Raw genomic sequence first — 12,631 nt, 5'->3', positions numbered from 1 at the left:
TCATATTATGCTTTGATTAAATAACAACCAAAGGTGTTTTGCAATGCTAAGCATCCCTAAACCAAGTCGTTTAGCTGCATTTGAAACTATGGTGCAGTCCAATTTAAAAACCAAAATCTTGGGTTATATGACCAATCAACATTTACAACCAAGCTATGCTGAATATTTACAACTCAACGAAGCGCTTCAAGCAGGTGATGAACCGATGGATCAAGTGATGCGATGGGTATTACAAAATCCCAAACTTCATCGAAAATACTTTGAGACGGCGTTATATGAAGGTTTAGATAAACTGCCTCATGACGTTCCTGAACTGACACAATTTTTTAGCTTAGTTGAACGAAAACCCACTTGGTATGACCAAGTCAAAATAGATAAAGCTCTGCAATTCACTTATCGATTGGGAGCAAATAATGGTCTGATTCTTAGAGATCTCTCTTTAATGGCGGGCTATATGTATCCTGGTTTTAACCAATCGCTAATCCTCACAGGTGCATTAAAAAAACAAGCAGCTACGCGCCTTGCAGAAACCACAAAATGGTGGGTTGATATCACAGAGAAAGAGGGCTTTGAACGTTATAACAAGGGCTTTTGTTCCACAATTTATGTTCGTTTCATTCATTCTTTAGTACGGCATCAACTACAAAAATCAGAAAAATGGGATGCTGAAACATGGGGCTTACCAATTAATCAATATGATCAAGCCATGACGAATATTGCCTTTAGTGGGGTTGTGCTATTAGGAATTCGAGCCTTAGGTATCTTTCCAAGTGCTGAGGAAGTCGACAGCTTTTTACACTTTTGGAAATATGCAGGTTGGTTGATGGGAATTGAGGAAAAATGGTTGGTGGATCAGGAATCTGAAGGATGGAAACTCATCTACTGGATGCAATTCGCGCATCCAAAATCGGATGCAAGTAGTATTTCACTTGGCTCAAGTCTTTCCAAAGAACCTTTTGAACGAAAATATCGTTATTTACGCTCTTTTCAACAAAAATTGGCATATAAACAACACTTAGAACTGACTCAGTTCTTTATAGGACGTAAGAAGATGAAATTGTTGGGCTTAACCCCTCAGTCAGCCTCTTGGTTTGCCTATTATTTGATTGGCCGAAACTTGGCACTTTACTCAGGTGCTAAACATATTCCACGATTGAATCAGTTTCTTGAACTTAATGGACGCCATCTGCAAAAACTTGGCTTGTCTCTTTATCGCAATCAAGCACAACAACTGGCCAGTATGCATTAGCAATTAAAAAGCCCTCAATGATGAGGGCTTTTTAATAAAGCGTAGAATCTACTTAGTGATCAGATGCACCTGAGATTCCAATACCTGTTTGTGAGCGAACAAACTGTGCGTCGAATGCTTTGCGTTCTTTTTGAGCGCGTGCTGACTTGTCTGTTACAGAGAAGAACCAGCAGCATAAGAACGATAGTGGCATAGCAAATAATGCAGGACCATTAAATGGGTTTGGTGCTGTTTCTGAGATCGCAAGCGTATCTACCCAAACTGCTTTTGATAAGATAATCAGAGTCACTGCACCAACTAAACCAACAACACCACCGATAACCGCACCACGAGTCGTTAAGCCTTTCCAGAACATTGATAAAACAAGGACTGGGAAGTTTGCACAACATGCTACAGAGAATGCTAAACCAACCATGAAGGCAACGTTTTGTTTCTCGAACAAAATCCCCAAGATCATTGCAAAGATTGCTAAGCCTAAAGTTGCAATTTTAGACATACGCAATTCTGATTGTGGAGTCGTTTTACCTTTTTTGAATACGTTTGCATAAAGGTCATGAGAAATTGCTGAAGCACCTGAGAGTGTCAAACCAGCAACAACCGCCAAGATTGTTGCGAAAGCCACTGCTGAGATGAAGCCCATGAATAGGTCACCACCCACAGCATCACTAAGGTGAACCGCAGCCATGTTGTTACCGCCGACCAACTCTAATTTTCCTGTCATAGCAGCTTTTGCAACATCAAGGAATTGAGGGTTGTTTGCAACAAACAAGATTGCACCGAAACCAATGATGAAAGTTAAAAGATAGAAGTAACCAATAAAACCAGTTGCTACAACTACAGATTTACGTGCTTCTTTTGCATCTTTAACTGTGAAGAAACGCATTAAGATATGTGGTAAACCAGCAGTACCAAACATCAAAGCAAGGCCTAATGACAGTGCATCAATTGGGTTTGCAGCGAGTTTGCCTGGCCCCATGATTTTTGCAGCTTCTTCCCAGCTCATACCATGCGCTTGGCTATAAACACCAATCGCTTGGTTAAACATATTCGTGAAACTAAATCCAACGGCTTTCATTACCATAAATGCCATGAAAGTCGCACCACTGAGTAACATCACCGCTTTGATGATTTGTACCCAAGTGGTCGCCAACATACCACCGAAGATTACGTATGCCATCATCAATAAGCCAACGATCACAACAGCGATGTTATAGTTCAGACCAAACAATAATTTGATTAACTGACCTGCACCCACCATTTGAGCAATCAAATAGAATGCAACAACAACCAATGAACTAAATGCTGCTAAGGTACGGACTGGCTTCTCATCTAAGCGGAAAGAAACCACGTCAGATAAATTGTATTTACCCAAGTTACGTAAACGCTCTGCAACTAAGAATAATACAATTGGCCAACCCACCATGAAACCAAGTGAGTAGAGTAAGCCATCAAAACCTGAACTAAAAACAAGTGCGGAAATACCCAAGAACGATGCTGCCGACATATAGTCACCCGCAATCGCCAAACCATTTTGGAAACCGCTGATACCACCGCCTGCCGTATAGAAATCACTAGCATTTGTTGTCTGTTTTGCTGCCCATTTAGTAATAAACAGCGTAAAACCCACGAAGATCATAAACATAATGATCGCGTGCCAGTTGGTTGCTTGCTGCTCTGCTGCTCCAAGGTCTGGTCCAGCGTAGGCGATTCCAGAACTCACCAAGCTTGTGAGAGCGAAGAGTTTCGCTTTTATTGACGTCCCTTTCATCTCAGTGCATTCCTTTTTTCATGTGTGATCGCCTCAACTTCCTTGAGAGCCTCTTCATTTAAACGGTCTAATTTATTGTTGGCGATATATGAATACACACCACATAACAAAAAGGACAACACGATAATGCCCAAACCAAGAGGCATCCCCCATGTTGTTACACCACCGCTAAATGAACTTGCTAGAAATTCTTTGTTGTAGCCAACTAAAAGCATAAAGCCGACGTAGATAAACAACATGATTGCTGTTAATGTCCAACTTAAAGTACGCTTCTTGCTCACCATCTCTTGAAACTTTGGATTACGTAGAATTCGTTCTACCTGTGAATCATCCATAACCGACTCCTTATTTTTGTGTCCAACCATGGACCCCTTTTCAAATGGGATTTTTCATAATTAAAGTTAACAAGATTATGCTTGACTCGTAACTTAGACTTTGGTCTCTAAATGCACATCTCAACTCATCATGCAAGCGAAGCATCGGGTATGATAAAAAATGGAATTTGAACACGTGGGCAATATGAACAGTTGGCTTATTATCGGGGTACTCGCCCTCTATATCGTGCTACTTTTCGGCTGTGCTTTCTTCGGTGAAAAACACGCTAGCCGCTTGAGTCCACGTGGTCGTATGCTGTTGTTTAGCCTAACGCTCGGCGTGTATTGTTCATCTTGGACGTTTTATGGTGCTACAGGCGCTGCTGTTCGAGAAGGTGTTATTTTCCTCCCGATTTATCTGGGTCCTTTGCTATTTATTTGGTTTGGCTACGATATTTGGAAACGGTTGGGACGTATTCGCCAATACCATGCCATTTCATCTATTGCCGATTTTGTTGCTGCTCGTTACGGTAAAAGTGGAAGTTTGGCTGCACTCGTCACGATTTTAGCAGTCATTGCTATTGTTCCTTATTTGGCATTGCAATTACGTGCTATTGCACTCAGTGCATCGGTCATTCTAGAACAAAATGCACACGTCACTACGACAACAAACAGTGTGTTAATGCTAACTGCCCTTTTGGCTATTTTGGCAATGATTTTCGGAACACGACATATTGCACACACGGAACAGCATGGCGGTTTGATGCTGGCGGTTGCCTTTGAATCCTTTGTGAAATTATTCGCCCTCCTCTGTGTTGCAGGATTTTTCTTATTGCAATCGCCTGAAAATATTAAACAAGTCAGCAACGATGTCAGTCAACATTTTCATGACTTACAACAAGTTGGCGTTCCAGAAACCTTTTGGGTGCAAACGCTACTGGCTGGTTTAGCCATGATTTGTCTGCCTCGTCAGTTCCACGTTGCAGTGGTTGAGTTACGCGATGAAAAACATATCCGTGGTGCTCGACGTTGGTTTGCAGCGTATTTGATTTTGACCATCATCGCGATTATTCCTATCGCAAGTTGGGCATTACACTCATTGCCTGAATCATTGGGCACACCTGATATTGCGGTACTCGCACTACCGCTCAGTTATCAACAAGAATGGCTTACATTACTGGCATTTCTAGGCGGATTTTCAGCATCTACAGGAATGTTATTGGTTGCATCTGTGGCACTTTCAATCATGCTTAGTAATGATTTGATCATGCCTGCACTTTGGCGATTTAAGATCATTTCTCGTCAAGATCAACAACTGCCACGTGTTTTGAAATTAACTCGTCGGATTAGTATCGTTGGTGTCATGCTGCTCGGCTTTTTGTTTTTCCATTTTTTTAATGATATCAACCAACTATCTGTTTTTGGCTTACTCGCTTTTAGTGCAGTCGCACAATTTTCACCTGCTTTGATTGGTGGTTTGTACTGGCGAGGAGCTAGTCGTCAAGGAGTATACGCGGGACTGATTGTTGGCTTTGTGATGTGGAGCTATACACTATTATTCCCAACAGTTTTACGTAGCCTTCCTGAGCATTATCAAAATTTTGCGCAACATTTATTGCTGTTTGGTCCTTTTGATATTAATAGCTTACGCCCAGAAGCATTATTGGGTTTTGAATCTTTTGTTCCATTAACACATGGTGTTTTATGGTCTTTAGGACTGAATATCGCCATGTATATTTGGGTTTCACGCTTGTACCGCCCAAGTATTGCTGAACAAATTCAGGCTGAAAGTTTCTTTTATTACGAAAGCAAACCTCTACCTTCAGCACAGACTTCAACAGATCTCAGTGATTTACATCAAAATGCCGCACGATTAAAAGTCGGTGACCTACTCGCTCTCGCGAAAAGAATTACAGGTGAAAAACCGACAATCCAAGCATTCCAGCAATTTTGTGAACAAAATCATGTGGTTTTAAATGAAAATCATGTCGCAAATGGGATGTGGTGGCGTTTTACTGAACAATATTTAGCGGGGATCATTGGTGCAGCATCGGCGCGAACTTTATTGACCACTGCTTTGATCAATAATGGTTTAGCTTTAGGTCAAGTCGCCAATATCTTAGACCAAGCCTCCCAATGGCAGCGTTTCAACCAAAACTTACTGATGACCATGATTGATCATATGACTCAAGGGGTGAGTGTGGTCGATAAAAATATGTGTTTAGTTGCATGGAACAATCAATATCTAAAACTGTTTGATTACCCTAAAGATTTAGTTTATGTCGGCTGTCCAATTGCTGATCTTATACGCTATAACGCCGAACGTGGTGAATGTGGTCCAGGACCAGTTGAGGAACATGTTCGTAAACGTATTCATTGGATGAAAGTTGGAAGTGCTCATGAATTTGAACGGATTCGTAAAGATGGTCTTGTGATTCAAATGCGTGGTAATCCAATCGAAGGTGGTGGTTTTGTCACGACTTTCGCAGATATTACGGCGTTCCGTGAAAATGAAGCTGTTTTAGAAGAAAGAGTCCGTGATCGTACCCGACAGCTTGCAGATGCATTGACAGAACAGCAATTAGCACTTGAACAAGCCGATAAAGCCAATCAATCCAAAAGTCGATTCTTGGCTGCCGCAAGCCATGACTTATTACAACCGATGCATGCGGCTCGACTGTTTAGTACTGCACTTGAGCAAAGTATTGATAATCCAGATGATCAACTCACCCTTCAACAGCTAGACCGTGCACTCTATGGTGCAGAGAGTATGTTATCCGCACTTTTAGATATTGCTCGCCTCGAAGGTGGAACCATTCAACCGAAGCGTCAAGCCTATTCATTACATGATTTGTTGAGTGATCTCGAATTGCAATTTAAATCCATCGCAGCTCAACGCAATATTCAATTCAAAGTGTATGACACTAAATTTTGGGTAGACACTGATCCACAATGGATGCGACGAATAATCCAAAATTTTGTCAGCAATGCATTACGTTATACTGCTCAAGGTCGTGTTGTAGTAGGTGTATTACGTTCAGCTCAACGTCCGAATCATATTCGAATCGGTGTGTGGGATACAGGACCTGGTATCAATGAACAACAACGCGTAAAACTTTTCCAAGAGTTTGAACGTTGTGGACATACTTCACCATGGGGTGAACAAGGACTTGGTTTAGGTCTAGCGATTGTGCAACGTATGACGAGCTTACTAGATTTCCCTGTTCAAGTTTATTCTGAGTTGGGTAAAGGTTCTTGTTTTATGATTGAAGTACCTCTAGCAGAAGCTCCAAAAATCCAAGTCGCCTCACCACAAATGACCGCCTTACAACATACGGCTTATAAAGTTTTATGTTTGGATAATGATGAAACGATTTTGGAGGGTATGCGGACTTTACTCAGCAAATGGGGTTATCAAATCTTTACTGCCACTGAACCAGCAGAAGCATTAGAGCTGATCCAACATGAAGATATTCAGGTTTGGCTAATTGATCAACATTTAAATCATGATCAACGTGGACTCGATTTTATCGAACAGCATCGCCCTGCCCACATTCCTGTTGCACTCATCACTGCGGATTCTGACCCAGAGTTACCGCAAAAACTTAAACAACAGAATATCATCTTACTGAAAAAACCACTAAAACCAGCTGGCCTGCGTTCGTGGCTTTCGGGATTAAAAATTATGCCGATGCACAAAGATTGAGTTAGAAGGGTCAAACGCCCATTAATGATCAGCGACTAGCATAATATTTTTAGATATAGGCAGAAGTGATCAACAAAAAGCATTTTGGTTGCTAAAAAATTGACCAAAATGCTCAAACAGTAGTTGACTATGGCAAAATAAACCACTTACATTAGTGAACGTTTGTACACTTACTTACAATTATATATATCATTGATTTTAATTGTTTTTATAACATAAAAATCCACATCTACAACTTTAGTCGTATTCTACTTGCTTTTTAAATCACGCATAAATTGATCAAATTGCAAGAAACCAATGCATCAATCCTTTGGTTTCTTACTCTCGCCAAAAAGGACATTGATCATGAATAGCAATACAGCCACTTCAGAGCATACCGCATTACAATTTTATCGCCAATACAGTGCAAATGCGCTACTTCCAGAACTTGACTGGCAACAAATTTTCGAACAAAGCAAGCTCAGTGAATTACACACTCGTGCATTAAACACACTGTATCAAGCTGCTGTTCCTCTAGCGCTAAAAGTGTTTCACGAACTGAATTTTGATGTTTTTGCACCAGCTGCATATCATCCACAAGGTTTAGGGCTTTTTGATAAATTAGCTCAGCAAGAAGAGAATCTAGTTAAAGCCTTGGAAAATGAATCTGCACATTTAGATCACGATACACGCCATCAAATGTGGAGCATGCTACTTCGTGGAGGTGCAGTTCTCGTCTTTAAAGCATGGTTAGGGCACGTTAAAACAGGTACACATCAACTCGATAAATCACAATTTGATGAATTGACCGATTTACTGTTTATCAAAACACGTCCTTTAGAGCTTGCACAACGACTCAAAGTCGATGCGAATGCAGACTTAGACCATGTATTCCTGATGTATGAAAATGACGTATTTTTAGATCATTTTAATAGCTTAGAAACTGCTGCTTTATTTGTAGATTTAGGGGTTTACGATGCAGCATTCTTAAGTTTAAGAGATGATCGCGTTGCAGAATATCTCAAAGCTAAAGGCTATGTGACCCAAGAACAAATTGATGACCTACAGTGTGCTTTAAATCCTTTGTATTGCGATAGTTTGATGCCAAAACAAGATTGCTTGGCTTAATTGCAAAATAAAACAAGGTGGAATTCCCACCTTGTTTTTTTATTCCTTAGAACTTCATACTCATACGCATCCAATAATTACGTCCAATATTATTGAATTGCTCATTGGCTGCATAACCAAACATCGAAGCGCCTGCTTTATTTAAATGCTCGGTGTAAGCCTTATCTAAAAGATTATCAACGCCTACCGAAACATCGACAGTATCGGTCAATTGATATGTTCCATTGATCGCCAAGGTATTAAACGCTTTACTTTCATTCATATCATAACCAACCACATTCCCTTCATTGAGACTGATACGGTCCTGTTTTGCAACGGCACGCCATAGCAATCCTAGACTATATTTTTCATCCACATAACGAAGATTCATACGCGCTTCAAAAGGTGCTATCTGTGGCAAAGCACGATCATCTGACCTATTTTCACCCCACGCATACATTGCTGAAATATCTGCTTGGAAATGATCATTAAATTGATAACCTACCCCAGCCTCTGCCCCAGCAATTGTGGCATCAACATTACGCGCAAGTGGTTTTCTTTTATCTGGTGTATTGTATTCAAGTAGGATGAAATTTTTGATTAATCCAGCATAAACTGATGCCCAAGTACTCCATGCACCATGCTCTGCTTGCAAACCGAGATCCAATTGTGCTGTGCGTTCATTGTTCAGATTGTCTAGATTATCCACCATTTTATATGTGGTTTTACCCATCATATCTGTGGAACCTACACCATGATCTGTCGTGGTGCTATACAACTCCCAAAAGTCAGGTGTGCGTTCCACATATCCCAAACCTAGATAAGTCTTTAAACCATGTCCTGGAAGACTCTTTTCCAAGCGCACAAAACCACTTGGTACAGTATCTTTACGATTTTTAGCATTTTGCAGATTGTCTATTTTGACTTGATCGACACGCGCTCCTGCTACAACTTTTTGATCTTGATCAATCGCATAAGTCCACTCACTAAATGCACCATAAGATTGAAACTTCAAGTCTTCCGCATAAGGCATGTTCATCTTCGGCATGGCATACATCACCATATCGCCACCATGCTTATTCTGTTGCGTGTCTACACCCGAAATCACGCTAAATTTGTCCCAATCGGTTGTTACTGCTAGACGTGTATTTAAGGTACGACGATCAACACGCATCGACATTTTGTTCGGTACAGTCATCTCCATACCGTGCATTTTCATCGTGGTCATCGGAGGTGTGCGTAGACTAAAATTATCCATCACATGATCGTTATAACTGTAATCAATCTGTGCTTGAAGCTTCTTAATCACCTCACTGATATTCTTTTGTTCCGCATGCAAAGCTAAACTTTCGCGTTTAAATTGCGAACCATCCATAGTACGACCTGCATATGCCGCTTCGCCATCTGCTTTACCCGCACGAAACTCTAGCCAAGAATCTTCTGAAGGCTTCCAGCCTAAGGCAAGATCGGCATTCCAGCGCTCCCAATTTGAATGAACCGTCTGACCATCACCATCTTGATAATCATTTGAGACAGAACGATTAGCATTTAATCGCGCATATTTGCTCTCATCCCCAATCGCAGCCTCTACATTATGATCGAGTCTCCCATATGAACCGATCAAGACGCTCGCTTGTCCACGATAAGGCTGATCTTTGCTCAAATTCTCTGGTTGGCGCTCAAAAATCACCGTTGCTGCAGAGCCAGGCGTTGCGTATTGAACAGTTTGTGGACCTTTCACTACCGTAATTTTGTCAAAACTTTCAGGCTGAATATATGAAGTCGGAGCATCCATTCGTTGTGGACAAGCACCTAAACTCTCACTGCCATCCACCAGCATTTTTATCCGAGAACCAAACATTCCTCTAAATGTAACATCACCATTCGTTCCGCCATTTTTGATGGCGCTAAAGCCTAAGATGCTTTGCAAATAATCAGCACCATCAGTTGCTGGTACAGGTTGTATGGGTTGTTTAGGATCAACTTCAATGACTAAACCATTATTCTGGTTCGGTTGTTGAGCAGTCACAACAATAGGTGCAAGCTTTGCTTCAACACGTTGCTGAGTCGATAAATCTTCAGAATTTGCCCAAAGTAAGCTCGAATTTGAGGCAGCAAGAATCGCAACCGTTAAGGGTTGTAATAAAAATTTAGGCTGTGCCATGAGATGTCTTCTCTTAAAACATAAATAAAACGGGCTTAGAGTTCATACAAACCCTAAGAAAAAGTGCTTTGATTTATGCGAAAACAGGTGGGGCTCGCCCTTGTGGCAATAGAAAAAGTCGTTGTAGCGCAAAATAAACATGATGAAATGTTTGCTGAAATGCGACTAAACGTACTTGAACACGAACTAAAATTTCTTTGACACCCACATCAGGCGGCAATACTAAATTGGCATATACCGTACAGTACTGACATTGATGATTGGGATCGTGATGATCGTGCGAAGATGCAGATGCGGGTGCTTGTTCGAGTTGATGTGAATGGTGATGAGCATGATGCTGTGATTGACTTTGCTCAGCTTGTACCTGAGGTAACAGTAAAGCTTTGGTAATCGTTTCACAGACTGGTGCGATTTGATATTGCTTCGGCAGTAGAGGCTGCAAAAAGACCGCAATCTGCAAACAGACTGCGGTAAATGCGAATAATAAACCGCTGCGAAACAATAATGGCATCACGAAAAACCAACGATGAGCTTAGCGCTTCACGGCAACTTTCTCTTTTTCACGCTGGCGTACTACTTTCTCAACCTTTTCACGTGCACGCTGACGTTTTAATGGCGATAAATAATCAACAAAAAGTTTGCCATTTAAGTGATCCATTTCATGTTGGATACAAACTGCGAGAAGTTCGTCAGCTTCTAACTCAAATGCTTGACCATCAAGGTTAATTGCTTCAATTTTTACACGTGACGGACGCTCAACTTTGTCGTATATTTGAGGCACAGAGAGACAGCCTTCTTCGTACGGCTGAGTCTCTTGAGTCAGTGGAGTGACTTTGGGGTTAATGAACACCATCGGTTGATTTTTCTCTTCAGAAAGGTCCATGACAATAAGCTGAATATGATGATCAACCTGAGTTGCCGCTAAACCTATACCCGGTGCCTCGTACATGGTTTCTAACATATCTGCTGCAAGCTGACGAATATCATCAGTGACTTCTTCGACTGGCTTGGCAATGGTACGAAGACGGGGATCAGGAAAACTTAAAATAGGTAATAAGGCCATACTGTTCCTCATTTATGCCATTGATCAGAAAACCAACTGAAGGGAATGCTTGATCAAAAAATTGTGTGTAAAGTCGTTATTATAGCGCAACTACACACATAATTTTTAGGAATTATGATAATGAAAAAGGTTTTAAACGGCATACACTCATTTCATGCCTTGGGGTTAAAAAAACAACTGATTGCTGTTGCCATCTGTGCAGGATTAGGCATGACGGTAAATATAACGCATGCAGCAAGCCCTAATGTTAGCCCACCCTCTGTTAAAGCTGGGGCACCACATGTCTATGTAGTGAAAAAAGGCGATACCCTTTGGGATATCTCAGGCAAGTTTTTAAGTAAACCATGGCGCTGGCCAGAAATTTGGGCAAGCAATAAACACGTTAAGAATCCTCACTGGATTTATCCAGGTGACCGCTTACTACTCTGTAGTTTGAATGGCAAACCGTTAATCGGTAAAGATGAAGGTGATGGCTGTGACGGTATTATTCGTCGTTATACAGGTGGTGGAACAACTTTACGTCCGCAAGTACGTATCGAAGCATTGAACAATAGTGTGCCAGTTATTCCATTGGCTCATATTCAACAATGGTTAGAACGTAGTTCAGTATTACCAGCGGATGCGATTGCGAATACCCCTTATATCTTAGGCACAGCTGACAATCGCGTGCTTGCAGGCAAAGGACAAAGTGTTTACGTCCGTGGTCAAGGTCTAGAAAATGGTCAGCGTTATGGCGTTTACCGTGAAGGTGAACCTTACATCGTTGTTGATGAGCAAGGCAAAAAGCAAAACCTAGGTGTTGAATTACTTCAAGTCGCATCTGGTGTTGCTGTGCGCAATGAAAACGACATTACTACGGTTGAACTGACTGATAGCTATAACGGCGAAGTTCGTCGTGGTGATCGCGTGATGCTTGAACAAGAGGCAATGTTGCCAACCTTGTTCTATCCTATCGATGCAAAACAAGTACGCGATGGCGGTAAAGTGATTCGTGTATTAGGATCGATTGGTACAGCCGCAAAAAATGGTGTTGTCACTGTTGATCGTGGTACTGCTGATGGCGTTGAAATTGGTCAAGTCTTTAGCACCTACCAAGAGGGTGAGATCGTACAAGATCCAAAAACTAAAGAGAAAGTTAAATTACCTGGACAATATGTGGGTAGCTTGATGATCTTCAAGAGTTTTGATCGTATCAGCTATGCCTACGTTTTAGAAAGTGAACTACCAATCAAGGTCGGTTCAAACATCCAACCACCACGCTTGGATGACTAAGAACAAACT

The 12,631-nt window shown here is 41.3% G+C and carries 9 protein-coding genes; 4 read left to right on the top strand and 5 right to left on the bottom strand.

Annotated features, from left to right (window positions below):
• The first annotated feature begins 43 nt into the window (after positions 1–43).
• Positions 44–1,249, top strand: coding sequence for an oxygenase MpaB family protein (locus R2H34_RS01205; protein WP_042892174.1), 1,206 nt, complete (start codon positions 44–46; stop codon positions 1,247–1,249).
• A gap of 52 nt (positions 1,250–1,301) precedes the next feature.
• On the opposite strand, the gene R2H34_RS01200 is transcribed toward R2H34_RS01205, so the two are convergent.
• The gene (locus R2H34_RS01200; RefSeq protein WP_004905491.1) at positions 1,302–3,017 is read right to left on the bottom strand and encodes a cation acetate symporter; all 1,716 of its coding nucleotides are present in this window, start codon (positions 3,015–3,017) and stop codon (positions 1,302–1,304) included.
• A complete protein-coding gene (locus tag R2H34_RS01195; protein WP_151730450.1) occupies positions 3,014–3,352 on the bottom strand; it encodes a DUF485 domain-containing protein in 339 nt (112 codons plus the stop codon). Before R2H34_RS01195 ends, R2H34_RS01200 begins: the two co-directional genes overlap by 4 nt.
• Positions 3,353–3,536: 184 nt before the next feature.
• Here R2H34_RS01195 and R2H34_RS01190 point away from each other — a divergent pair, with 184 nt between their 5' ends.
• On the top strand, positions 3,537–7,037 hold the full coding sequence (locus tag R2H34_RS01190; RefSeq protein WP_171494161.1) for a PAS domain-containing hybrid sensor histidine kinase/response regulator: 3,501 nt from the start codon (positions 3,537–3,539) through the stop codon (positions 7,035–7,037).
• A 345-nt stretch (positions 7,038–7,382) separates the two neighbouring features.
• On the top strand, positions 7,383–8,144 hold the full coding sequence (locus R2H34_RS01185; RefSeq protein ID WP_004956542.1) for a hypothetical protein: 762 nt from the start codon (positions 7,383–7,385) through the stop codon (positions 8,142–8,144).
• A 46-nt stretch (positions 8,145–8,190) separates the two neighbouring features.
• On the opposite strand, the gene R2H34_RS01180 is transcribed toward R2H34_RS01185, so the two are convergent.
• The 3 genes from R2H34_RS01180 to def all read right to left on the bottom strand — a co-directional run bounded on the left by R2H34_RS01180 (position 8,191) and on the right by def (position 11,350).
• Complete coding sequence (locus R2H34_RS01180) at positions 8,191–10,287, bottom strand: TonB-dependent copper receptor (RefSeq protein WP_075695883.1); 2,097 nt, start codon at positions 10,285–10,287, stop codon at positions 8,191–8,193.
• Between the two features lie 73 nt (positions 10,288–10,360).
• A complete protein-coding gene (locus R2H34_RS01175) occupies positions 10,361–10,798 on the bottom strand; it encodes a DUF2946 family protein (protein ID WP_004967052.1) in 438 nt (145 codons plus the stop codon).
• Positions 10,799–10,819: 21 nt separating this feature from the next.
• A complete protein-coding gene (gene def / locus R2H34_RS01170; protein ID WP_004905508.1) occupies positions 10,820–11,350 on the bottom strand; it encodes a peptide deformylase in 531 nt (176 codons plus the stop codon).
• Between the two features lie 120 nt (positions 11,351–11,470).
• Between def and R2H34_RS01165 the strand changes: the two genes are divergently transcribed.
• Positions 11,471–12,622 carry a LysM peptidoglycan-binding domain-containing protein gene (locus R2H34_RS01165; protein WP_004905510.1) on the top strand — a complete coding sequence of 384 codons (1,152 nt, stop codon included), beginning with the start codon at positions 11,471–11,473 and terminating at the stop codon, positions 12,620–12,622.
• The last annotated feature ends 9 nt before the right edge of the window (positions 12,623–12,631 follow it).

It is taken from the genome of Acinetobacter sp. 16 (genome assembly GCF_033439925.1).
GTDB classification, from domain to species: domain Bacteria; phylum Pseudomonadota; class Gammaproteobacteria; order Pseudomonadales; family Moraxellaceae; genus Acinetobacter; species Acinetobacter junii.
The sequence above is the reverse complement of the archived record's forward strand: the minus strand, read 5'-3'. Positions and strand labels throughout refer to the sequence as shown.